A 23,095-nucleotide genomic window follows, 5' to 3' on the forward strand; every position below is an offset into this window, starting at 1 on the left:
ACCGGACACGAAATGAAAATCACGAATGCAATCAGCACGGTCGAAGTTCATACCGGAGGGGAAGCGTTTCGCATTGTGACGAGCGGTTTGCCGAAGATGCAGGGCAAGACGATTGTCGCGCGCCGCGCGTGGCTGAAGGAACATGCCGACCACATTCGCCGCGCGCTGATGTTCGAGCCGCGCGGTCACGCCGACATGTACGGCGGTTACCTCACCGAACCGGTCAGCGAAGGCGCCGACTTCGGCATCATCTTCGTTCACAACGAGGGCTATAGCGACCATTGCGGCCACGGTGTCATCGGGCTTGCGACGGCGGCGGTCGAGTTGGGATGGATCGAGCGGACGGAACCTGAAACGCGTGTGGGTATCGACGCGCCTTGCGGTTTCATTGAAGCGTTCGTTCAATGGGACGGCAACCATGCGGGCAATGTGCGTTTCGTCAACGTTCCTTCGTTCATCTGGCAACGCGACGTTACCGTTCAGACGCCATCGTTCGGTAGCGTGACCGGCGACATCGCTTTTGGCGGCGCGTTTTATTTCTATACCGATGGCGCGCCTTTTGACCTGCCGATCCGCGAGTCGGCAGTCGATAAGCTGATCCAGTTCGGCGCCGAAGTGAAGGCTGCCGCCAACGCGGCGGTGAAGGTCGTGCATCCTGAGATTCCAGAACTGAACCATATCTACGGCACGATTATCGCGAACGAACCTCGGCACGCGGGTTCATCGCAGGCGAATTGCTGCGTGTTCGCCGACCGCGAAGTCGATCGTTCGCCAACGGGTTCGGGCACTGCCGGCCGCGTCGCGCAACTGTACTTGCGGGGCAGGTTGAAGAAGGACGAAACACTCGTCAACGAGTCGGTGATCGGCACTGTATTCAAGGGCCGCGTGCTGAGCGAAACGAAGCTCGGTTCCTTCGATGCGGTCATTCCGGAAATCGAGGGCAATGCTTATATCTGCGGTTTCGCGAACTGGATCATCGACGATCGCGATCCGCTTACCTACGGCTTCCTGGTGCGATGAACATGATCGAATCCTTCGATGAACAACAGACCGCGGCGCTGCTTCCCTATGTGGAACTCGTCGATGCATTGAGCGTTGCCGTGACCGAATATGGCGCGGGAAAGATCGTGAGTCCGGAGCGGCTCGTGGTGCCCTTGCAGGCGAACGGCGTGATGCTGTCCATGCCCGCGAGCGCGGCCGATCTTGCCATTCACAAGCTCGTGAACGTCTGCCCGGGAAACGGCGCGAAGGGATTGCCGACCATCCATGGCCAAGTGACGGCTTACGATTCGATCACGGGCCAAGCGCTTTTCACACTCGATGGCCCCACGGTCACGGGCAGGCGAACTGCGGGAATATCGGCGCTTGGCATCAGGCGTCTTGCGCGCAGTGTGAAGTCCATTTTGCTGATCGGCACGGGCAAGCAGGCGAGCAATCACGCCGAGGCGTTCGCCGCGCTGTTTCCGGAGGCCACGCTTTACGTCAAGGGTTCGTCGTTGCAATCGGCGCAGCGGTTTGCGGCAACGCGTGAGGGAATGGTGGCGCTCGACAACGACATCGTGCCGGATGACGTGGACGTGGTCGTCACGCTCACCACGAGCAGGACGCCGGTTTATCGCGATGCGGCGCGCGTGGCGCGGCTGGTTGTCGGAGTCGGCGCATTCACACCGGACGGAGCAGAAATCGCCTCCCCCATTGTTCATGCGAGCGCCGTGGTCGTGGACGATCCGGCGGGCGCGAAACACGAAGCGGGCGATCTGATTCAGGCGGGCGTCGACTGGACGGCGGTGGGTGCGCTGGCCGCTGTTATCGATGGAACATGGGGCAGGCCGTCCGATCGTCCGGTGCTCTTCAAGAGCGTCGGGTGCGCGGCGTGGGACCTGGCTGCCGCGCGGCTCGCGCGCAAGCGCTTGTCCAACGCGTAGGCTTTTCGCGCTTCAAGTCAGAGCAAAGCGGGCGAAGTTGACCATGGTGACAAGATCATCAGATGTCCCGAACGATCCTGGCTTGGTCAGGAACGGACGGCCATCGTACGCGCCGCCCCTGACCGTTGCCACCGGCGTGCCGGGCAGCACTTCGTGACCGTAGATGGTCAGCCCGTCCGCGCCGAGCAGGCGGAAGATCGATTGCGCCGTTGCCCCGCCCGAAAATACGAACGCATTGCAGCGCGGCAGAAAAGGCGTAACCAGAAACTGCAGCAATGCTTCGATGCGCGCGGCAAGCATCGGCTCATCCCAGCCGGCTTTGGCCGCGAGTTGCCGCACGCGGTCGCTCGCCTCATGCGAGCCGGATGTGTGCAGCAGGAGATCGCCGCCGCCGCGCAGCCGTTCAATATAGGGCGCGCCGAACGCTTCACAGGATTGCTCGAAAAATGCCGGGCCGAGTTCGAGCACGACGCTGCGTGCATCGATAGCCGCCTCTAGCCGCGCGACCTGCTTGCGCGTCATGTCGCTGGTGGAACCGGCAACCACCAATACCGCCGATGCACTGCGTGCACCGCCCGCATACGGACGCAACGCTTCGCCGAGGCCGTACGTTCCCGCAAAGAACCGGACGCCCGCGCCGTGCGCTGCCGCAACCACCGCGTTGAGGTCGGCTTGCGTGGCGCTATCGGCGACCACGATGCCGTGTCCCACCGCATCGAAAAACGCGGCCAGCGCTGCAGCGCCTCCCGCGATCACGCGGGCATCGAGGCAATGAACCGGGCGCGCCGTCTGTTCATGCAACCGGTCGGGCACATACGACGATGCCACCGGCGCGCCCGGGTCAACCATGCGCATGCGTTCGGCGAGCGGCAGGCCATCGACGAGTTGATAGCCGCCAACGGTGATGCGTCCCATTTTCGGCGATGCACACAGCACCACGCAGCGCTCCTGCGCGCACGCTGACATGATTGCGTCGATCTCGTGTCCGAACGGTCCGCGCAGCAGGGAATCAAACTTCTTCACGATGAATGCCGGGCCGAGCCGCTGCAATGCGCGCGCTGCATCGGACACTTTCTCGCGTGCACGAAGCGGTATGTCGTAGCGCGATTCGGTATCGAAGATCAGCACCTGGGCCGCGTTGCCTTGCGCGCGGACCGCATCCAGATCCTGCACGAGCACGGTCGACAATCCGCAGCGCGCGAATTCGGCGCCGGTGCTGCTCGCGCCCGAAAGATCGTCCGCAATGACCGCAATGGAACCGTTCATGACGCTGCTCCGTCAGCTTGAAGCGGCGGTCGCCGCCTTGCGCCGGCGCAGATCCGCGAGTTCAGCGGCAAGCAGGATCGCGCGAACCAGCACGTCGCATTTTGCAATGCCCTTGCCGGTAATGTCGTAAGCGGTCCCGTGACCGGCCGTGGTTCGAATGATCGGCGTTCCCGCGATCACGGTCACATAACCGTAGCGCTTGAGCGGAATCACGCCTTGATCGTGATACATGCCGATCACGCCGTCGAACGTCCCTTGCTCCGCCGAATAATAGAGGCTGTCGGCGGGACCCGGCCCGACGAGCTGGAACCCTTCGCCGCGCAGACGTTCCATTACAGGAATGACGTGTTCGATTTCCTCGCGCCCGAACAGGCCGCCATCGCCTGCATGCGGGTTGAGCCCCGCGACCGCGAGCTTGGGGTCGTCGATATGCCACAGATCGCGCAATGCCTCGCGCGCGATCCGGATTACGCGCTCCACACGTTCCTGCGTGACGAGATCGATAGCCTGCCTGAGCGACACATGCGACGAGACCAGGAACACCTTCACCTTGCCGCCCGTGAGCACCGTGAAGAAGTTCTTGGTGCCCGTGGCTTCGGCGAAGACTTCCGTTTGTCCCGCATAGAAGTGGCCGGCCGCGTGCATTGCTTCCTTGTTGGTGGGCGCTGAAGCAATGGCGTCGATACGGCCATCGAGCGCCATCTGCGCCGCCGTGCGAATGTATTCCACGAACGCCGCGCCGCATGAGGCGTTGATCTGGCCGGGCGTGAAGCTGTCGGGCGCGAGGTTTTCGAGGTCGAAGACGTCGATCACGCCAGGCTCGTAGCGTGCTTCATCCACGGAATGAATCGCCCGTACGCTCAGCGGCAAGCCCGCCGGTTGATCGCCGTTGCCGGAAGCCAGCGCGAGCGCGTTGCGGACAATGCGCGCGTCGCCGATCACGAGCGGGCGGCATGTGTCGTACAGCGCGCCTGAAGCAAACGACTTGGCGATGATCTCCGGGGCGATGCCCGCCGCGTCGCCAAGAGTAATACCTACAACAGGGAGTGCGGATTCAGAGTGCGGCATGCGTGGCTCCGTTCATTGATCGTTGAGGCGAGCGCCCGCGTCAGGGGCAGCGCCGATCCCGAACTTGCCGGGGTTCATGAGGTTGTGCGGATCGAGTGCGTGCTTGATGCGCTCGAGCATGGCGAAGCCACTGCCGAGCTCGTCTTTCATCCGCGCGGCGCGAGCGAGACCCACGCCGTGATGATGTCCAATGGTGCCTCCGGCCGCGAGCACGCGCGCCATGACCGTGTCCCACACCTTCAGATAACGCTCGCGGGCGGCGGCGCTGTCGGCGGCGTCCACGAAGAAGATGAAGTAGAGGCACGCGCCGGTCGAATAGAAATGCGAGTAGTGACCCATTGCCTTGCTGCAAAGCGGCGCGACATCCTGCATCAGCTTTTCATAGAGCGGCACGAGTTCGTTCCACGATGCGGCGACCTCGATTGCATCGGCCATGCGTCCCGGTCCGTCATTGCCGCGCGTGAGCCAGCTTGCATCGAAACGATGGGCTTCCCATGCCGCGCCAATCGCCTCGCCAAGCGGCGTTGCGCCATGCCGTATCGCGATGTCCGAGAGTACTTTTTGCTCCGCTTCCACGATCTCGCTCGGGCCTTCGTGGCCCACTATAAGCAGCGGTTTGTTCAGGTTCTCGCCCACCCGCGCGTACAACCCTTCCGCCTCGATTGCATCGTAAAGGCGCAAGACGGCCGCGCGCACGTGGCGTCCGTACGCTTCGCGCAAGACGCGGGTGGCGCTCGCAAGGTCATCGAATGCATAGCCCGATAACGCCAGCCGCTCCGCTTTCGGAAATACCCGCACGGTCACTTGCGTGATGAGTCCAAACGCGCCTTCCGCGCCGATAAAAAGGTTCGCGAGGCTCGGTCCCGCCGCCGATCGCGGTGTTGGTCGGAAGGCGACGGTCTCGCCATCGGGCAACACGGCTTCAAGTCCGAGCAGCAGGTCTTCAATGCCGCCGTACTTGCTCGAAAACGTGCCGGTCGAGCGCGTGGAGACGAGTCCGCCCATCGACGCGAGATACAGGGATTGCGGATAGTGCCCGAGCGTGAAGCCGCGCTCGCCAAGCCAGCGCTCGAGATCGCCGCCTATTACGCCGGGTCCGACCGTGACCATGAGATTGTCTTCATCCAGGTGAACGATGGCGTTCATCTTGCGCAGGTCGATCACCACCGATCCCGCCGCTGGCACGGCCGCGCCGGTCACGCCGGAGCCCGCGCCGAACGGCACGATTGCGAACCCTTGCTGCGTGGCGATACGCACCGCCTCGCGCACCCCTTGTGCATCCACAGGCTGCACGACGCAAGCCGGACGATGCGCGCCGGCTTCCTCTGCCGTCCACTTGGCGGCGAACGGCCATGCGTCGTTTGAATGGGCCCGCAACACGGCAGCCTCCGTCGATACGGCTGCTTCGCCCAGGTTTTCACGCAGTGTCTTCACCACGGTGTCATTGCTGTTCATTGTGAGTCATCCTCATTTTCGTCATCATGCTCGGCTGAAATTTGGCTAGTACGTGGCTTGCCAGAACTAACGTCGCGCAGGGCGTTGATTCTTCATTCATCGGCGGCTCGCAATACATTCACGCCGCGCTGGCGTAATGCGTCGCCGACTTCCTCCGGCAGGCGCGCGTCCGTGTGCCAGCCATCCACGGCGTCTATTGGCGTGATCGAGGCGAAGCAGACCTTTTCCCACTTCGAACTGTCGGCAATGGCGAACACGCGGCGCGCGCGTTGCAGCACGGCCTGTTTCACATCGATACCGACCGGGCTGCTCGCAGTCCATCCCGCCACAATGTCGATACCCGATACCCCAAGAAAAAACAGGTCGAAGTTGAGAGCGCCGATCTGCGCGAGCGTGGCGGGTCCGCTCGCGCCAAAGGTGTCGGGATAGATCTCGCCGCCAATCTGATGAAGCGTGATGTTCGGATGCCCGGCCAGTTCCGCGCCAATGTTGATGGCATGTGTGCTCACGCGCACTTTCAGGTTCTCTTCAAGACTGCGCCGCACGAGCGCGCGGGCGACTTCGATAGCGGTCGTGCCGGTATCGAGGTAAATCGACTGGCCTGTTTCAACCTGGCGCGCCGCTGCAATCCCGATTGCGCGCTTCTCTTTCTGGAACTGCTTGAAACGCAGCCAATAGCCCGGGTCCCGATCCGAAGCCAGCACCGCGCCGCCGTGTACGCGGCGTGCGAGGCCGCGGACTTCGAGGTCCTTGAGGTCACGGCGCAGCGTCATCTCCGACGCGTCCAGCAAGGCGGTCAGGTCCTTGAGCGACACGCTGCCACGCTCGGCGAGTAGCTCGAGGATGGCCTGCGTGCGAGAACTCTTGATCGGTGTCGCCATGAAAATCGGTCCTTGCCGGTGTTAGATTTTGTTATATTTTACACAAAACGGCGCGGTTTAAAGAGCAGGAATATAAAAAAATTGGTGAGTTCGCATGCGTGCTTAAAACTTCGGATGCGAGTTAACCCGGGTATGCAAGAGTAAAACGAGCCTTCTACACTGGGCCACATCGATGAAACGTAATAGAAAGCAACAGTGTGTCTGACATACCAGACAAAACGAAGGAGACCGCGATGACCCGAAGCACTCGAGGACCTGCCGGTGAGCTCACCGCAGCCAGCCCGGCAACCACCGGCCGCATGCGGTTGCGCTGGGTGATCCTGGCCATCACGTCGCTGGTGCTGATCCTGAACTACGCGGATCGGGCGGCGCTCGGTGTCGCGGGCTCGCACATCATCAAGGAGTTCGGGCTCACCAAGACCGAGTTCGGGCTGATCTCGAGCGTGTTTTTTATCGGCTATGCGCCGTTCTGTTTTATCGGCGGATGGCTTTCCGACAAATACGGGCCGCGCGTGGTCATGGGCATGGCGGTCGGCTGGTGGAGCCTGTTCACCGCGCTGACCGCAGCGGGCGCGGGTTATCTCAGCTTCATGGTGATCCGCTTTCTGTTCGGCTTTGGTGAAGGGCCGCAGGGTGCGGTGACCATCAAGACCATGCGCAACTGGTTTCCGCAACGGCAGATGGGCACGGCGGTCGGGGTATCGCAGGGCTGCACGCCGCTTGGCGGCGCGATTGGCACGCCGCTCGTTGCGTGGTTGATTGCAGGAACGGGCGACTGGCGCACGCCGTTTATTGTGCTGGGCGTACTCGGCTTGCTGATGACCGTTGGCTGGTTCGTGCTGGTGCGCGATACACCCGAGAAACATCCGTGGGCCGTCGAGCAGGACGCCACCGATATTGCCGACATCGTCGACCCGGACGTCGCGCAAGTGGCGGACGAAGATGCGCCGCCAGTGAGCTTTTACATTCGCCAGCCGCTGGTGCTCGCAACCGCGCTCGCGTTCTTCGGCTATGCATGGGTGCTGTATTCGTTCCTTTCGTGGTTCCCGGTCTATCTGGTCGAAGCGCGTGGCGTGAACCTGAAGGAAGTGGCGCTGACGGGCGCGCTGCCCTGGTTGCTTGGCTTCGTGGGGTATTTGCTCGGCGGCGTGCTGACGGACAACATCGCCGTGCGTACCGGGCGTCCCGCGTTCGCGCGCAAGAGCGTGATCGTGGTCGGGCTGACGCTGACCGCCATCCTGTTGTGCTTCGTCGGGCTCGCGACCACGCTTACGGGAGCGATGGTGCTGATGTCGTCGGTCGTGTTCCTGCTGTATCTCACCGGCAGCCAGTATTTCACGCTCATCTCCGACACCATTCCGAAGTCGCGCCTGGGCGGCGTTGTCGGCTTCGTGCATTTTCTAGCGAATACATCCGGCGTATTCGCCCCGCTGGCCGTGGGGGCAATCGTCGATCGCACGCACTCGTGGGTGCTTACGTTCGGCGTGTCGGCGGGCGTGTGTATAGCAGGCGTGGTCGCCATTCTCGTCTGGGGCCGCACGCCGCCGCGCGCGCCGCTTGCAGCTACATCATTGAAAGGGGAGTAAGTCTCATGCCAGGCTGGCAAACCGTTGAACGTTATTTCGAAGACTATGTGCTGGGAGAACAGGAGGGCGAGCGCCGCCGCACAGTCGACCAGGGCGACATCAGCCAGTTCGCCGGTCTCACGCTCGACTTCCACCCGGCGCATACGGATGCGACCTATGCCGACCCGCGCTATGGCGGCAGGCTCGCGCACGGCATGCTGACCTTCGCGCTGGTCACGGGCCTCAACGTGGAATACAACCTGCGCGCGATTTCGTACGGCTACGAGAAAGTGCGTTTCCCTGCGCCGGTTCGCGCGGGCGACACGGTGATCGCGAAGTCCGAGGTGATCGAGCTCACGCCGCACAAACGCCCGGAGATCGGGCTCGTGACCAAGCGCTACACCGCGACGAACCAGGATGGCGCAGTGGTGTTCAGTTGCCTGCATGTCCTCGCCGTAGACCGGAGGAAGACCGCTCATGAGTGATTTTCTCGATCAGTATCGCGGGAATGGTCCCTTGCGCGATATCACCGTGCTCGATTTTACGCAGATGATGATGGGACCGGTCGCGACCCAGTTGCTCGGCGACATGGGCGCGCTGGTGATCAAGGTGGAGCGTCCGGTCAGTGGCGAATGGGAGCGCAGCTACAACCCGCGCGGCCGGCGGCTGCATGGCGAGTCGCCGTATTTCCTCGCGATGAACCGCAACAAGCTCGCGATGACCGCCGACCTCACGAATTCCGATGACCGCGCGATGATCTGCGATCTCGTGAAGCATTGCGACGTGGTCGTCGAAAATTTCCGTCCGGGCGTGATGGAACGGCTGGGGCTGGGTTATGACGCGCTGCTCGAACATAATCCGCGTCTTGTCTATGCGTCGGGTTCGGGATATGGGCCTAAGGGGCCACTGATCCATCGGCCGGGTCAGGACATGCTGCTGCAATGCATGAGCGGCCTTGCCGCCAACTCGGGTCCCGCCGATGGTCCTCCCGTACCTGTTGGCGCACCGGTGCTGGATGCATCGACGGCGTTCCTGCTCGCGTTCTCGATTGTCTCCGCCGTGCATGGCGCCCGCGCGAACGGAACGCCGCGGCTCGTGCAGGCGAGCTTGCTTGGTACGGCGTTGCTTATCCAGTGCCAGGAAGCGCTGGTCGCCATGAATACGGACCTCGAATGGCAACGCAGCGAAGCCGGCATTGCCGCGCCGTGGACCGACGCGCCTTATGGCGTCTACGAAACGGCAGATGGGTTTATCGCGATGTCGATGACACCGCGCGCGAAGCTCGCCGGAATTTTCAGTCTGCCGGCCGCGATGATCGATTGTACGGACGACGAATGGTTCTTGAAGCGCGACGAAGTCAACCTCGTTTTGAAGGAGCGGCTCAAGCACAAACCCGCGGCGCAATGGATCGATGAACTCACCGAAGCCGGCATGTGGGTGGCGCCGGTGCAATCGGTCTCCGAGATGGTCGGGCAGGAACAGACCGCCGCCAATTCCTATGTGGAAGAAATCAGCACGCCGGGCGGCAACTCGGTCAGGGCAATCGGCTTGCCGGTGACCATGAGCGGCATGGACGGCGTCAACCGGTTGCCGGTGCCGACCATCGGCGAGCATGACGCCGTTGTACGCGCCGCACTTCGGGGGACGGGCACATGAGCGGAATCGATCGACAACGCCCGGTGAAACTGCGCGGCATGACATGGTCGCATCCGCGCGGACTCGATCCGTTGCTTGCCGCCACGCGTGCGTTCAGCGATCAGGGCGTGACCATCGAATGGGAAGCGCGTTCGCTCAAGGGCTTCGAGGAAGCGTCGATTGCGGACCTTGCGGCCGACTACGATCTGATCGCGATCGATCATCCGTTCATGGGCAAGGCGTTCGAACAGCATGCGCTGCAGCCGCTCGACACGCTGTTCGATACCTCATGGCTCGCGCAGCTTCGCGCCGCGTCTGTCGGGCCGAGCTTCGAGAGCTACGTATGGAACGGCTCGCTCTGGGCGATTCCCGTCGATGCCGCCGCGCAAGTCGCCGCGTATCGTGCCGACCCGCTCAGTGCAGCCGATGCCGAGATTCCGCGAGACTGGAACGCCGTGCTGGCGCTTGGTGCGCATTTGAGAACGCGCGGGCAGTGGATTGCCGTGCCCGCCAATCCGACGCACCTGTTTCTTGCGTGGGCGACGATCTGCCATGCGTTCGCTGCGTCGTCCACGCGTCAAGCCGATCTGCGGCCTTTGTGGTGGACCGATAGCGGTATCGAACCAGCGCTGGGTGCGCGTGCGCTCGGTGTATTGAGCGAATTGCTCGCGCTATCGCATCCGATGTCATGGGATGCCGATCCCATCGAATTGTTCGAGCACATGAGCCGCAGCGGCGATATTGCCTATACGCCGGTGGCGTTTGGTTATTCGAATTACGCGCGGCCATCGGCGGGACTGCACGCGTTGAGGTTCGCAGGCGTGCCTTCGGCCGGGGCGGAAATGCGCGGCGGCATGCTTGGCGGCGTGGGGCTTGCGGTGTCGCATCGCTGTACGCAAACGGAGGCCGCGGCGCGCTTCCTGAAGTATGTGGCGGATGCTCCCGTGCAGCGCCGTCTTTACGCCGATGCCGGCGGCCAGCCGGGTCATCGCGAGGCCTGGACCGACACGCACGTCAACGCCATCTGTCCGCATTTTTTCGCGCCAACGCTGGATAGCCTCGATGCCTCCTTCGTTCGTCCGCGCGTGCCGTATTATCCGGACTACCAGCGCGACGGCGGCCTGCTGCTGCACGCGCGCTTGAAAAATGGCGATGAAGCCGCGAAAATCGTGGCCGAGATGAATGCCCTCTGGATGCACATGCGGCGCCAGAGCACCGGGTAAGCAATGTCACACACGAACGATCATGGAGCGCCGCCGGACACATGGGCGGCGTTGCTGCAGGAAGCGCATCGCCGGTATGCCGGGCAGGTGGCCTTGCTCCCCGACTTGTCCGATGCAACCAGTACGCTGCAAGCACCCATGACGTACCAGCAGCTTTACGAAGCGGCCTCGCGCGTGGCGGGCAGGCTGGCGACGCTTGCACCGCGCGGCGCGCGCGTGATGCTTGCGCTCGACAATCGTCCCGAGACCGTGGTGATCGAGCGTGCGGTTGCGTTGTGGGGTTATGTGCGCGTGGCGGTCAGTCCGCGCCTGCATCCGCTCGAACTGGCGTTCATTGCCGGCGATTGCGGGGCGCGCGTGATCGTCTGCGAGGCGCATCTTGCGGCGGCTTTGCGCGAGTCTGCTGACGGGCTTGAGATCATCCCCGCTGAGCCTGTGGATGGGTTTGGACTGATGCTCGCCGGATTGATCGATGCACGCAACGACGCGCCGGCTCTGCCCGACATCCGTCCCGACGACATTGCTTCGCTGATGTACACCTCCGGCACGACCGGCCGCCCGAAAGGCGCGATCAATACACATCGCGCGTGGGCGGCAATGGCGCGGCGGCTGCTGACCCGGCTTCCTCCAGCAGGTCCCGGCGATATCCTCCTGCACGTCGCACCGATGAGCCATTTCAGCGGCTCGGTTTCGTCGGCGTATATGGTGAGCGGCGGCGCCATTGCAACATTGCGCCGGTTCGATCCCGCCGCCACGCTCGATCGTGCGCGTGAGCTTAAAGCAACCTGCCTGCCTCTCGTGCCGACCATGCTTGCCGCGCTCACGCGCGAGGCAAGCACACTCAAGGCGCACGCGCCAGCGTTGCCTGCCTTGCGAGCGATTCCTTATGGCGGCTCTCCAGTCGCGCCCGCCACGCTCGAACGCGCGCACGATATCTTCGGTCCCGTGCTCGTGCAGTTCTACGGCATGAGCGAAGCGTTGATTCCGCTCACATGTCTCGGTATCGATGAACACGGTGCGGGTCCCGAACGTGAGCATCGGCTGGCGACGGCGGGTAGCGCGGTTCCCGGCGGCGACGTAAAACTCGACGCGGTAAAGGAGGGTATCGGCGAGATTTGCGTGCGGGGGCCGCATGTGTCAGCGGGATACTGGCTCACGCAGGACGCAATGCGCCCCGCGCTCGATGCCGACGGCTGGCTGCATACGGGCGATCTCGCGAGCATCGATGCATCCGGCCGTTTCCGCATTGTCGATCGCAGCAATGACGTCGTGATCTCGGGCGGCTTCAACATCTATCCGGCGGAAGTGGAGCGCGTGATCGCGGGCGTGCATGGCGTCGCGGATGTGGCCGTAATTGGCGTGCCGCACGAGAAGTGGGGCGAGGCGGTGACCGCGTTGATCGTGGAAGAGCCTGGCGCGCATTGCGCCGATGAAGACGTCCTCGCCGCGTGCCGGGCGCAGATTGCAGGCTACAAGAAACCCCTTTCCATAGAACGTCTGGATGCGTTCCCGAAAACCAGTACCGGCAAGACCGACAAACGCGCGTTACGTGAGCGCTACTGGAAAGACGCGCCACGAAAGGTGGGACAATGACCATTGCATGCGTCAGCGCGATGCGTGTGCGCAGAGGCGTTGAATGAGGGTCGTTCCAGGTCTCGACCGGGGACTTCGCATCCTCGCGTTGCTCGCACAAAAGCGGGTGCCGATGCGCGTTTCCGATCTCGCGCGCGCACTCGAATTGCCCCGCAGTGCCGCCTATGAACTGGTTCACACCCTGGCGGTTCACGGCATGATCAAGCAACTGGAAACGGGCGAAGTTGCACTTGGCCCCGGCTTGCCCGTGCTCGGTCATGCGTATAGCGCGGAACTCGATTTCGAGGCGCTCGCGCGTGAGACCGTGCAGCGCGTGACGGCGCAATGCGGAGAGACCGCGCAGATCGGCGTCCTCGACGGCTGCAAGGTTTTTTATATCGCGAAGGCCGATTCACCCAACGCGGTGCCACTCGCATCGACTGTTGGCGTGAGGCTTCCGGCGGAATGCACGGCGCTCGGAAAAATCCTGCTCGCCATGCTGCCGCAAGACGAATTCGAACGCCGCATTGGCATGGCGCCGCTCGCGCGCCTGACCGACAGATCGATAACCGACCCAGACGCATTGCGCCGTCATCTTCGCGAAGCGCGTTCGCAGCGTTTCGCGTGGGAGGAGTGCGAATCGAATCCGAATATTGCGTGCGTGGCCGCGCCCATATCGAATGGCGCGGGCGAAACCATCGCTGCACTGAGCATTTCCATGCCGCTTGCGCGCATGAATGCGCAGCGCCGGCATCAGTTGCGCTCGCTTGTGGTCCAGGCAGCCGATGCACTGTCGGCGCAGCTTGGCAACAGCGCGGCGCCCGGTTTCGTCGCGGCTTGAGGCTGGCCGATCAATCCACCGGCGGTTTGTGGCAGCGCCCCAAGCGGGTAAACCCGCTTCAAGAATTCGTTGACATCGACAAAGCCGGTTACTAGAGTGAATGTACTTTGGATGCAAAGGACGTTTTTATAAAACGTCCGGCTGATCCAATCCCACGTGGCAAGCCGGCAAAAGAGCGGACGCCATCATTCTGGAGACATTCATGACGCAGCAGCGGCCTCGTTGGATACTCGTCACTTTGTTATTCGTGGGCGGGATGATCAGCTACCTCGACCGGGCGGCTTTATCGATTACCGCGCCGTTGATCTCCAAGGATCTCCATCTCGATCCGGCGCAACTCGGCATTGTCTTCAGCAGCTTTTTTGTCGGTTATGCGCTGTTCTGCTTCGTTGGCGGCTACGCGTCGGACCGCTTTGGCCCGAAGGCGGTATTGAGCGTCTCGATGCTGGTCTGGTCGCTGTTCTGCGGCCTTACGTCGGGCGTCTTCAGCATTGCGAGCCTTTTGGTGGTGCGCGTGATTTTCGGCATGGGCGAAGGGCCGTACTGCGCGAATATCAACAAGCTCGTTTCGAACTGGTTTGCGCGCAAGGATCAGGCGACGGCCATTGGCGTGGCGAATTCCGGGCAGTCGTTCGGCGCGGCGCTTGCGGGACCCGTTGTCGGGTTTATTGCGGTGAGCGCCGGCTGGCGGACGTCGTTTGTCGTGATTGCGTCAGTGGGCGTGCTGTGGGTCGTCGCGTGGATGCTGTGGGCGAAGGACAAGCCCGACGTCGCGCCCGAGTCCGGCCTCGACGCGCGTCAGGAACGCGCCGAAGTCCAGCATGCGCCTGCCGGAGAAACGGGTCCGCTGCTTCATTACCTCCTGCGCCCGGGCATTCTGGCGACGGCGTTCGCGTTCTTCGGCTACGCGTACATTTTGTATTTCTTCCTCTCGTGGTTCCCCAGCTACCTGACGATGGCCCATCACCTCAGCATCCAGAAGATGTCGGTGGTGAGCGTGATTCCGTGGCTGGTCGGAACAACGGGGCTGGTGGCGGGCGGCTTTGTGTGCGATTGGATTTACCGGAAGACAGGCCGTGCCATTTTCGCGCGCAAGCTCGTGCTGATCACGAGCCTTGCCGCGGGCGCGCTGTGTATTGCGGCAACGGGGGCCGTGACCGATCTGACGCTCGCCGTCACGCTGATGGCCGTAGCGGTCTTCTTCATGTATGCGTCGTTCAACACGTACTTCGCGATCATTCTCGATACCGTCGAAAAGAATCGCGTCGGCGCGGTGAGCGGTTTTGTCCATCTGATCGCGAATCTGGCGGGCATCGTGGCGCCGGCCGCGACCGGCTTCCTGGTGCAATGGTCCGGCAACTTCAAGAGCGCGTTCCTTTTGACCGGCTTGATCGCGGCGCTGGGCGCGTTGTCCGTTGCGATCTTCGTGCGCTCGCCCAGGCAGCAAGTGTCGTTTGAAGCCGAACCCGCCAGAAGCTAGGCGTCAATTACACGGACCCTCGAGATGACCTATTTCGCGACTGTCGAAGAACTGCGGATCGCAGCGAAAAGGCGCGTGCCGAAGATGTTCTATGAATACGTCGATGCCGGTTCGTGGACCGAATCCACGTATCGCGCGAACTCGGACGACTTCGCCAGGCTGCATTTCCGCCAGCGCGTGGCGGTGGATTTCAGCGTGCGCAATCTTTCGACCACGATGGCCGGTACGCCCGTCACCATGCCCGTGGCGCTTGCGCCGACCGGCCTCACCGGCATGCAGCACGCGGACGGCGAGATACTCGCGGCGCGCGCGGCCGAGCGCTTCGGCGTACCGTTCACGCTGTCGACCATGAGCATTTGTTCCATCGAGGATGTTGCCGGGGCGACCACGCGGCCGTTCTGGTTCCAGCTTTACATGATGCGCGACCGCGGGTTTATCGCGAGCCTGATCCGGCGTGCCGAGGCAGCGGAATGTTCGGCACTGGTGCTGACACTCGACCTGCAAATCCAGGGGCAACGCCACAAGGACCGCAAGAACGGTTTGTCCGCGCCGCCGAAACTCACACCGCGCAATATTGTGAACATGATGAGCCGGCCGCGCTGGTGCGCCGGCATGCTGGGTACGCCGCGGCGTACCTTCGGCAATATTGTCGGGCATGCGCCCGGCGTGACGGGCATTGCTTCCATGGCCGACTGGGCCACCGATCAGTTCGACGCAACCCTCACGTGGAAGGATGTGGAATGGGTGAGGCGTCTCTGGAAAGGCAAGCTGATCGTGAAGGGCATCCTCGACCCGGAAGACGCGTTGATGGCAGCGCGGTGCGGCGCCGATGCGCTGATTGTCTCGAACCACGGCGGCCGGCAGCTAGACGGCGCGTTATCGACTATTTGCGCATTGCCTCATATTGCCGATGCCGTCCGCGGCGAAATAGAAGTGCACATGGACGGCGGCATTCGCTCCGGCCAGGACGTGCTCAAGGCGCTCGCGTGCGGCGCGCATGCGGTTTATATAGGCAGGGCTTTTTTATATGGACTTGGCGCGCAAGGCGAGGCGGGCGTGACGCGTTGCCTCGAGATCATTCGCAGCGAACTGGATCTGACCATGGCGCTGTGCGGTATCACGGACGTGCGTGGCGTCGACTGCCGCGCCTTGACCTCGGGCGGCCACTCGCTCGAACCGCCAACTGCCGCGCAAGCGCAGACGGAACGCCTCGCAGCCGTTCAAGCAGCGTAGACGGTGTAAGCGGCGCAGGCGCCCAACGTTTTAACCCGGAGACGATACATGTTGAAAGCACTCACTGCAGAACAGGTCCGGCACTTCAAGGAGTTCGGCTACGTTGCGCCCATCCGCGTGATGCCGGTGGCGCAGGCGCTCGAACTGCGCGAACGCCTGGAAGACTTCGAGCATGGCAACGACAAGCTGCGCAAGAAAGCGCTGAACGTGAAAAGCCACTTGCTGTTTCCGTGGTTGAACGAGCTGGTGAGACGGCGTGAAATTGTCGATGCCATCGACGACCTCTACGGCGAAAACCTGCTCTGCTGGGCAAGCAGTTTCTTCATCAAGGACGCGCGCGATCCGGCCTTTGTTTCATGGCATCAGGATTCGACGTATTGGGGACTGTCGGCGCCGGACGTGGTGACCGCGTGGGTGGCGTTGTCGGAGAGCAATAAATTGAACGGCGCCATGCAGGTCGTTCCCAAAACACATCTCCTCGACCAGATTCCTCATCGCGATACCTTCTCCGAGCACAACCTGCTCACGCGCGGGCAGGAGGTCGCGGTGGACGTGGACGAGTCGCAAGCGGTATCGATTGAGCTGGAGCCCGGCGAGATGTCGCTGCACCACGTGCGCATTGTGCACGGCTCGCCGCCGAACGCGTCCGATAAACGCCGGATCGGTTACGCGATCCGCTACATTCCAACCTACGTCCGCCAGCTGGAAGGCGACGACAGCGCGACGCTCGTGCGCGGCGTGGATACCTTCAACACTTTCGAGCACGAACCGCGGCCAACGGCCGATCTCGAACCCGAGTTCGTCGCGTTGCACCAGCAGATCGGCGAGCGCAACCAGCAGATACTTTACAAGGGCGCGGCGCAGCGTCGTTGATCCCATGAACTTTGCCGCGGCGGTATTGACTGAAACAGGGCGGCCACTCACCGTCGAGCGCCTGACGCTCGGTGCGCTGGCCGATAACGATGTTGTGGTCAGCGTGCGGGCAACCAGCCTTTGCCACACGGATCTTGAAGCGGTCCGCGGAGATCTTGGCGTGCCGGTGCCGTTCGTGCCTGGCCACGAAGCGGCAGGCGTCGTGCAGTGGGTGGGCAAGGCGGTGACGCATCTCGCGGTGGGCGACCACGTGATCACGTCATGGAATCCGCATTGCAACGGCTGCTTTTATTGCATGAGGCAGCAATCGATACTTTGCCAGCAGTATCGTGACCGGTCGCCGGCGGCGTGGCATTTCGACGGCAGGCCGCGGCTTTTTCTCGACGAAAACCCGGTGCATCAACTCATGTATTCCGGAAGCTTCGCGGAACTGTGCGTGGTGACGGCCGATTGCGCGGTGCCGATCTCGAAGGAGATGCCGTTCGACCGCGCGTGCCTGATCGGCTGCGGCGTGATGACAGGCGTGGGCGCGGTGCTGAACGTCGCCAAGGTCGATGCCGGAAGCTCGGTCTGCGTGATCGGCTGCGGGTCCGTGGGGTTATCGGCCATACAGGGCGCAAGGCTTGCAGGCGCCGAGCGGATCATCGCGGTCGATCGCGATGCGCACAAGTTGCAGTTGGCAAGCACCTTCGGCGCAACCCATGCGCTCTTAGCCGATGAACATCTCAACAGCGCGCTCGCCGAACTGACATCAGGGCGAGGCGCCGACTATGTGTTCGAGGCAGCGGGAAACCCCGCCGCGTTTCGCGCGAGTCTCGAACTCGTGCGCGTGGGCGGCAACGTGATATGGCTCGGCAAATTGCCAGCGCAAGAAAACCTTTCATTGCGCTGGTCGACGCTGATGGGCGAGAAGCGCATCGTGCGCGCGAGTTATGGCGGCGCGGTGCCGGAGCGCGACTTTCCCATGCTGGTGGACGCGTATTTCAAAGGGACATTGCTGCTGGACGAATACATCACTGACCGCATCAAGCTCGCCGATATCAACATGGGACTGGACCGGCTCGCGCGCGGTATCGACATCCGTTCCGTGATCGAGTTCTGATCATGCCGCATCCGCCGATGCAACCCGGATGGATCGAGTCCGCGCATCATGAATGTGCACTCGGCGCGTTCCGGCTGGAGTCGGGCGAGTGCATGGACGAGTTGAAGATCTCGTACGTGATCCACGGCGATCTCGCCGATACGTCGAGACCTGTGGTGCTCGGCCTGTGCGCCATTGGCAGTACGCATCACCGGCTCGATTTCCTGATTGGCCGCGAGCGCGCATTCGATCCCGACAAGGTCACGATCATTGTGGCCGATGCCATCGGCAACGGCTTGTCGAGTTCTCCATCGAATTCGCCGAAGCAGCCCGGCCGGCAATTCCCGCGCTTTACAATCCGCGACATGGTCGAAAGCCAGATGGCGCTGCTCGCGCATCTCGGCGTCCAAAGCCTGGAATGCGTCGCTGGCGCATCCATGGGCGGCATGCAGGCGCTGCAGTGGGGCGTTTCCTATCCGCGATTCATGCGCAGCATTGTTGCACTGACACCGATGGCAAAGACCGCGCCGTGGGCCGCGGCGATGAACCACGCTGCCCGTCTATGTCTCGAAGCGGGAAGCGGCGGGGCGCAGGCCTGGACCGCGATCATGCACATCTTCGCGATGCGCACGCCAGAACGATTTGCCAGGGACGTGCCCGATGCCACCAACGTTCCCGGCTGGATCGCGCAACGGGCTGCGTGGTTGGGCGAACAGCGGGGCGATCCGCTGGACTGGATTTATCAGTCGTGGGCTTACGATGCGCATGATGTGGGTATGACGCCCGGGTTCAACGGCGATACGGAACGCGCGCTGCAATCGATCCGGGCGCGGACGCTGATTGGCGCGCCCGGGCTGGACCTGTACAACCCGGTCGAAGCGGCCGAGTTCGCAGCAGGTATGATTCAGGACTGCACGTTCCTGCGCTTGCCCTCGACGAGCGGCCACCTCGCAGCCACCGACGCCGACGCGCATTCCGCCGATTTTCTGAACCGCGAGATCGGCCGTTTCCTCGCCCGCTAGCCTGATAGCCGCGCTGCTCCCGCCGATGCAACGATGCGCTAGAGTAAGGCTTCGTCATTTTCGAAACGCGCGCCACGACCCACCATGAGTTCATCAATCGTCACACCAGAGGCTGAGTCGCCTGCAGAATCCAGCGATTCGATTCGTCGACGCGTTTATCTTCTGTTGAGAGAGATGATCGAGTCCGGGCGCATCCTGCCCGGAGAGAAGCTGCTCGAAGCGCAAGTGGCGAAATCTTTCAGCATCAGCCGCTCTCCGGCGCGATCCGCGCTGGCCGCTTTATGCGCCGACAAACTCCTGACTGAAAGCGAAGGGCGGGGCTATCTCGTGGCGGGACGATCCAGCGGCTGCCCGGACGGCCGCTCCGCCACGCTCGATAAACTGGAACTGACGAGCACGCCGCAATGGGAGCGCATGTACGCGGCCGTCGAACGAGAACTCTGCACGCGCGTGCTGTTCGGTTCCGTGCGCATTACGGAAGAGCGGCTCGCGCAACATTTCAACGTCAGCCGTACCGTCGCGCGGGACGTCATGGCGCGCATGCATAGCGTGGGCGCGTTGTCGAAGGATCGCATTGGCCACTGGGTCGCGGAACGCGTCACGGCGGAGCGCATCGGGCATCTGTTTGAAATGCGGCGGCTGCTCGAACCCACCGCGCTGATCCACGCAGCGCCGTTCGTCAGCCGCGAAAAACTGGAGATCATGCGCGAACGCCTTGCCGCCGAGATTGCGCGCGGCGGCTCGGATATGGATACGGCGGAAACGGATCTGCATATCGATCTGCTTTCACATTGTCCGAACCGTGAGATCGTTCAGGCGCTTGCGCGCACCCATGTGCTGTTCGTGCCGACGCGCTATCTCGCTGATCCGTACCTGAGCATTCCGGGCGAACTGATCGATAACGCGCTTGCCGAGCACCTGCGCGTATTCGACGCGCTTCTTGCCGGCAAGCCCGCACGCGCCGCAAGAGAGTTGCAAAAGCATCTCGACGAAGCCGATACCCGCTGGATGCTGCGTTTTGATCTTGTGAGCCGTCTGGAACAGCCGGAGTTGCCGCCTTATCTGAGCGCGATCCCTTCGTGAAAAAGCGCGCGGCCTGATGTTTGCCTAAAGCGTTCCGGCTGTTGTTTCGGCAGACTTGCCCTCATATGGGTAAGCTCTTGCAATGTGGTTCACGCGATTGACCATACCCCAAATTCCGAAACCCACCTCGCCGACGACTTATCGTGGCAGGATATCGGATGCCGCAATCCAGGCGGATCGCTGCCAATACCTTCCGGCGTTCATTGTAAAAAGTGCAAGTATGGAAACAGGTGATATGAGCCTCCTTCCCGAGGCGCACGCGGAACTACTGTGCTTTGTCGTCGCCACGGCCGCGGCGACGTATGCGCTTACCAGCGACTGGCGCGTCGACCATGTCGTGATTGCGTGCCGCTCATGGCTTTCGGTCAACCGCCTGAATCTGCCGTGGCTTGAGAGGGTACGCCTTGGGCAACTTGCGTTGCAGATTGCGCAACGCGACCTGCTTACTGTGGGCATTGCGTTAAAACGCGCCGATGTCCAGGGTCTTTTCACCGGCGACATGAGGTTGAATCCGGCAAGTACCGTCGTTCAGCGGATGTTGCAGGTCTGCCGCCACGCGCTGGAGGATCACCGGTTTGCATGAATGCGGACTGGCAGTTACGCGCCGGCCCGCAAGGACGAGTACAGCCGACAATCAATCACGATCACGACGGGCGCCCACCGGCAACCTGAAGCAAAGCGTTTGCATTCACAGGGGCTCAGGCGCATGGTGGCCCTTGCGATTTGTCGGATCGGTTCTTCGATCGATTGACGATTTTTTCAACAGTCTGGAAAGCCCACATAAGCACGGTAAGCGTGAGAAAGACGGACATCACGAGCACCACAGAACCCGCGCGTTTGATTTTTAACCACATCAGATCTGCCTCGCCGCATCGAGTGCGCCAAAACCGTGAACGGAGCACGAGTCTTCTACTAGACATAGACTCGAATTAAAAACGGGTGTAATCAAATCCCGGCCTTGTCTCAAGCCTCAGGCCGTCGGCTTATCCAGGCTGACGCCAACCCTCAACCAGCGGTCGGTCCGAGCATACGCTATGGTGCGCCGACAAAAAAGATTCCACCTACTACAAAACGCGCATTATAGAACGAGAAGCTCGCAATTTAATGGCGTCGGAAACCGTTCCAAATCGGTCATTTGCTGTTGGATATACTGACTGTTTTGATTAAAATAATCGTCCTTAAATAATAATAATACTCACAATTCTTATATTATTTTATATGACAAAAACTTATGCTTCTGCGGTGTGTCCTTCCGCACAGAGCAGCATTTTTAATGCTTTTACTGTCACGTAAAGATTTCGTGGCAGGCATTATCGAGATTGAATTTATACTGATGCAGCTTTGTTCGGGGCATGCGTCAACCCGATGGTTAGCTTGTTAAGCAGCACAGTCGAAGGCCGCTTGGCTGCGTAGACCGTGCGAATACAGGCCGAAATTATGTCTGCTGAATCTGTCGTTTCCTCGCCGATTTATATCTGATTATTGCTCCTTCGATTTATAAGAAGGTTGCTGAATCCAAAGCAGTAAGTACAGAAATCCCGCAAGCAATGCAGCTGATACCGCAATCCTGCTGCCGCTTTTCGTTTTGGAAAGTGCTTTTGCAATCTACATACCAGATCAATCTCGGGCTCAAGACCGCCAACCAAAACATGAGTCATGAGTATTTCGAAAATCGGGGAAAATTGATAATTGGCGTGGGAGGCCCATGAAAATCGTTCACGTTACAGAGGCATTGGGAGGAGGCGTTTTATCAATGCTGACAGAGCTTTGCAACCGCGCGGTATCAACGGGGGCCGAGGTCACGGTGCTCTATTCCATACGAACTGAGACGCCGAAAAACTTCGCGGAACTGTTCCATCCCAAAGTCGACTTGGTGTATGTCCACATGTGCAGGGAGGTCCACGTCCGGAACGACTGCTTAAGCGTTTGGGGGCTGGTGAGGCAGCTTCGCCGGTGCGGGCCGGACGTCATTCACCTGCACTCCTCAAAAGCGGGTGTGCTGGGGCGAGCAGCTGCAAAGATTGCAACCCCGAATGCAAAGGTGTTCTATTCGCCACACGGTCTTTCTTTTCTTCGCCGCGACGTCTCCCGTAAAAAGCAACTCGCTTATCTGACTTTCGAACGAATGGCGCATTTAATGGGGGGGACGGTGGTTGCTTGCTCGCCAAGTGAGCTACATGAGATCGAGACGCAGCTTCGGGTGAAAGACGCCAAACTGATCGAGAACGGCGTCGATATCAATAGTATCCCGCTTCGCGTGGTCCGCGATGACGAAAATGTGGTCATAGGAATGAATGGCCGCGCGTCGTTTCAGAAGCATCAAGAGCTCTTTTTCGCGCTTGCTATCGAGTTACACGATGTGACTGCCAAGTTTCTTTGGATCGGCGGAAACACAGACGAATTGTCCCTTCTCGAGCAAAGCTCGGCTATCACTTGTAGTGGTTGGCTCACACGCTCGCGCGCTTTGGAGTTGATGTCGGGTCTGGACATTTATGTCCAGACGTCGCGCTGGGAAGGGATGCCCGTTGCGTTGATCGAAGCACAGGTCGCGGGCATCCCCGCCGTGGTGACCGACGTGGTCGGCAATCGTGACGTTGTGGTTCATGGCGTTACAGGATTTATTGCCTCGACCAAGGAAGAGATGGCAAGTTATCTGAAGCAGTTGCGCGATGACCGGCAGCTTAGAGAGCGAGTGGGCCATGCGGCGCGGGAACTCGCCCTAACCAAGTTTTCAATGGACACGATCTTTCGCAGATGGCTGAACACCTACGAGTCGGCAGTTGAAAAGGATACAAAGGAAGCGTTCGAGAATCGTGTAATCGACCCGTGCGACGTCCAGCCTAATGCGGACGAACCGGCGTAGTTATCACGCACACAATTGATTGATGCGGT

Annotated in this window: 20 protein-coding genes; 16 read left to right on the plus strand and 4 right to left on the minus strand. The window is 61.4% G+C overall.

The features are described from left to right. Positions 1–12: 12 nt before the first annotated feature. Together lhpH and lhpI are read left to right on the plus strand one after the other, a co-directional pair. On the plus strand, positions 13–1,020 hold the full coding sequence (gene lhpH, locus ACRWA7_RS03605) for a trans-3-hydroxy-L-proline dehydratase (RefSeq protein WP_438390098.1): 1,008 nt from the start codon (positions 13–15) through the stop codon (positions 1,018–1,020). A 2-nt stretch (positions 1,021–1,022) separates the two neighbouring features. Then, the gene (lhpI, locus tag ACRWA7_RS03610; protein WP_438390099.1) at positions 1,023–1,925 is read left to right on the plus strand and encodes a bifunctional Delta(1)-pyrroline-2-carboxylate/Delta(1)-piperideine-2-carboxylate reductase; all 903 of its coding nucleotides are present in this window, start codon (positions 1,023–1,025) and stop codon (positions 1,923–1,925) included. A gap of 12 nt (positions 1,926–1,937) precedes the next feature. On the opposite strand, the gene ACRWA7_RS03615 is transcribed toward lhpI, so the two are convergent. The 4 genes from ACRWA7_RS03615 to ACRWA7_RS03630 form a co-directional block, all read right to left on the minus strand. Beyond that, positions 1,938–3,191 (minus strand): four-carbon acid sugar kinase family protein, encoded by a 1,254-nt coding sequence (locus ACRWA7_RS03615; protein WP_438390100.1) that lies wholly within the window; start codon positions 3,189–3,191, stop codon positions 1,938–1,940. Between the two features lie 12 nt (positions 3,192–3,203). Beyond that, on the minus strand, positions 3,204–4,259 hold the full coding sequence (gene pdxA / locus ACRWA7_RS03620; RefSeq protein ID WP_438390101.1) for a 4-hydroxythreonine-4-phosphate dehydrogenase PdxA: 1,056 nt from the start codon (positions 4,257–4,259) through the stop codon (positions 3,204–3,206). A gap of 12 nt (positions 4,260–4,271) precedes the next feature. Further along, entirely contained in the window at positions 4,272–5,714 is a 1,443-nt protein-coding gene (locus ACRWA7_RS03625; protein WP_438390102.1) for an FAD-binding oxidoreductase, read from the minus strand. 92 nt (positions 5,715–5,806) lie between these two features. Further along, complete coding sequence (locus tag ACRWA7_RS03630) at positions 5,807–6,595, minus strand: DeoR/GlpR family DNA-binding transcription regulator (RefSeq protein WP_060858806.1); 789 nt, start codon at positions 6,593–6,595, stop codon at positions 5,807–5,809. Positions 6,596–6,828: 233 nt separating this feature from the next. Here ACRWA7_RS03630 and ACRWA7_RS03635 point away from each other — a divergent pair, with 233 nt between their 5' ends. The 14 genes from ACRWA7_RS03635 (at position 6,829) to ACRWA7_RS03700 (ending at position 23,066) form a co-directional block, all read left to right on the plus strand. Then, on the plus strand, positions 6,829–8,181 hold the full coding sequence (locus ACRWA7_RS03635) for an MFS transporter (RefSeq protein ID WP_208603330.1): 1,353 nt from the start codon (positions 6,829–6,831) through the stop codon (positions 8,179–8,181). A gap of 5 nt (positions 8,182–8,186) precedes the next feature. Then, complete coding sequence (locus tag ACRWA7_RS03640; RefSeq protein ID WP_060858808.1) at positions 8,187–8,645, plus strand: MaoC family dehydratase; 459 nt, start codon at positions 8,187–8,189, stop codon at positions 8,643–8,645. Beyond that, positions 8,638–9,816: a CaiB/BaiF CoA transferase family protein gene (locus ACRWA7_RS03645; RefSeq protein WP_438390103.1), complete on the plus strand. Its 1,179-nt coding sequence runs from the start codon at positions 8,638–8,640 to the stop codon at positions 9,814–9,816. Before ACRWA7_RS03640 ends, ACRWA7_RS03645 begins: the two co-directional genes overlap by 8 nt. Then, positions 9,813–11,018 (plus strand): extracellular solute-binding protein, encoded by a 1,206-nt coding sequence (locus ACRWA7_RS03650; protein ID WP_438390104.1) that lies wholly within the window; start codon positions 9,813–9,815, stop codon positions 11,016–11,018. The genes ACRWA7_RS03645 and ACRWA7_RS03650 overlap by 4 nt, the downstream gene beginning before the upstream one ends. 3 nt (positions 11,019–11,021) lie before the next feature. Continuing rightward, entirely contained in the window at positions 11,022–12,611 is a 1,590-nt protein-coding gene (locus ACRWA7_RS03655) for a class I adenylate-forming enzyme family protein (protein WP_438390105.1), read from the plus strand. A gap of 43 nt (positions 12,612–12,654) precedes the next feature. Beyond that, entirely contained in the window at positions 12,655–13,431 is a 777-nt protein-coding gene (locus ACRWA7_RS03660; RefSeq protein WP_438390106.1) for an IclR family transcriptional regulator, read from the plus strand. Between the two features lie 202 nt (positions 13,432–13,633). Further along, complete coding sequence (locus tag ACRWA7_RS03665) at positions 13,634–14,911, plus strand: MFS transporter (RefSeq protein WP_438390107.1); 1,278 nt, start codon at positions 13,634–13,636, stop codon at positions 14,909–14,911. Between the two features lie 24 nt (positions 14,912–14,935). After that, the gene (locus ACRWA7_RS03670) at positions 14,936–16,144 is read left to right on the plus strand and encodes an alpha-hydroxy acid oxidase (protein WP_438390108.1); all 1,209 of its coding nucleotides are present in this window, start codon (positions 14,936–14,938) and stop codon (positions 16,142–16,144) included. Positions 16,145–16,192: 48 nt separating this feature from the next. Beyond that, complete coding sequence (locus ACRWA7_RS03675) at positions 16,193–17,017, plus strand: phytanoyl-CoA dioxygenase family protein (protein ID WP_060858814.1); 825 nt, start codon at positions 16,193–16,195, stop codon at positions 17,015–17,017. A gap of 4 nt (positions 17,018–17,021) precedes the next feature. After that, the gene (locus ACRWA7_RS03680) at positions 17,022–18,119 is read left to right on the plus strand and encodes a Zn-dependent alcohol dehydrogenase (protein WP_438390109.1); all 1,098 of its coding nucleotides are present in this window, start codon (positions 17,022–17,024) and stop codon (positions 18,117–18,119) included. 2 nt (positions 18,120–18,121) lie between these two features. Continuing rightward, entirely contained in the window at positions 18,122–19,120 is a 999-nt protein-coding gene (locus tag ACRWA7_RS03685; RefSeq protein WP_438390110.1) for an alpha/beta fold hydrolase, read from the plus strand. An 84-nt stretch (positions 19,121–19,204) separates the two neighbouring features. Continuing rightward, entirely contained in the window at positions 19,205–20,203 is a 999-nt protein-coding gene (locus ACRWA7_RS03690; protein WP_438390111.1) for a GntR family transcriptional regulator, read from the plus strand. 235 nt (positions 20,204–20,438) lie between these two features. Continuing rightward, positions 20,439–20,786: a hypothetical protein gene (locus ACRWA7_RS03695; protein WP_438390112.1), complete on the plus strand. Its 348-nt coding sequence runs from the start codon at positions 20,439–20,441 to the stop codon at positions 20,784–20,786. Positions 20,787–21,908: 1,122 nt separating this feature from the next. Next, positions 21,909–23,066 (plus strand): glycosyltransferase, encoded by a 1,158-nt coding sequence (locus ACRWA7_RS03700; protein WP_060858819.1) that lies wholly within the window; start codon positions 21,909–21,911, stop codon positions 23,064–23,066. Positions 23,067–23,095 lie beyond the last annotated feature (29 nt).

Origin of the sequence: Caballeronia sp. DA-9, from assembly GCF_051615025.1 — a bacterium.
Lineage (GTDB): Bacteria > Pseudomonadota > Gammaproteobacteria > Burkholderiales > Burkholderiaceae > Caballeronia > Caballeronia sordidicola.

Coding starts and splice junctions, on each gene's coding strand:
- ACRWA7_RS03695 (WP_438390112.1), top strand. CDS start 20,439: ATGAGCCTCCTTCCCGAGGCGCACGCGGAACTACTGTGCTTTGTCGTC.
- ACRWA7_RS03675 (WP_060858814.1), top strand. CDS start 16,193: ATGTTGAAAGCACTCACTGCAGAACAGGTCCGGCACTTCAAGGAGTTC.
- ACRWA7_RS03640 (WP_060858808.1), top strand. CDS start 8,187: ATGCCAGGCTGGCAAACCGTTGAACGTTATTTCGAAGACTATGTGCTG.
- ACRWA7_RS03670 (WP_438390108.1), top strand. CDS start 14,936: ATGACCTATTTCGCGACTGTCGAAGAACTGCGGATCGCAGCGAAAAGG.
- ACRWA7_RS03650 (WP_438390104.1), top strand. CDS start 9,813: ATGAGCGGAATCGATCGACAACGCCCGGTGAAACTGCGCGGCATGACA.
- lhpI (WP_438390099.1), top strand. CDS start 1,023: ATGATCGAATCCTTCGATGAACAACAGACCGCGGCGCTGCTTCCCTAT.
- ACRWA7_RS03645 (WP_438390103.1), top strand. CDS start 8,638: ATGAGTGATTTTCTCGATCAGTATCGCGGGAATGGTCCCTTGCGCGAT.
- ACRWA7_RS03665 (WP_438390107.1), top strand. CDS start 13,634: ATGACGCAGCAGCGGCCTCGTTGGATACTCGTCACTTTGTTATTCGTG.
- lhpH (WP_438390098.1), top strand. CDS start 13: ATGAAAATCACGAATGCAATCAGCACGGTCGAAGTTCATACCGGAGGG.
- ACRWA7_RS03685 (WP_438390110.1), top strand. CDS start 18,122: ATGCCGCATCCGCCGATGCAACCCGGATGGATCGAGTCCGCGCATCAT.
- ACRWA7_RS03700 (WP_060858819.1), top strand. CDS start 21,909: ATGAAAATCGTTCACGTTACAGAGGCATTGGGAGGAGGCGTTTTATCA.
- pdxA (WP_438390101.1), bottom strand. CDS start 4,259: ATGCCGCACTCTGAATCCGCACTCCCTGTTGTAGGTATTACTCTTGGC.
- ACRWA7_RS03655 (WP_438390105.1), top strand. CDS start 11,022: ATGTCACACACGAACGATCATGGAGCGCCGCCGGACACATGGGCGGCG.
- ACRWA7_RS03615 (WP_438390100.1), bottom strand. CDS start 3,191: ATGAACGGTTCCATTGCGGTCATTGCGGACGATCTTTCGGGCGCGAGC.
- ACRWA7_RS03625 (WP_438390102.1), bottom strand. CDS start 5,714: ATGAACAGCAATGACACCGTGGTGAAGACACTGCGTGAAAACCTGGGC.
- ACRWA7_RS03635 (WP_208603330.1), top strand. CDS start 6,829: ATGACCCGAAGCACTCGAGGACCTGCCGGTGAGCTCACCGCAGCCAGC.
- ACRWA7_RS03690 (WP_438390111.1), top strand. CDS start 19,205: ATGAGTTCATCAATCGTCACACCAGAGGCTGAGTCGCCTGCAGAATCC.
- ACRWA7_RS03660 (WP_438390106.1), top strand. CDS start 12,655: ATGAGGGTCGTTCCAGGTCTCGACCGGGGACTTCGCATCCTCGCGTTG.
- ACRWA7_RS03680 (WP_438390109.1), top strand. CDS start 17,022: ATGAACTTTGCCGCGGCGGTATTGACTGAAACAGGGCGGCCACTCACC.
- ACRWA7_RS03630 (WP_060858806.1), bottom strand. CDS start 6,595: ATGGCGACACCGATCAAGAGTTCTCGCACGCAGGCCATCCTCGAGCTA.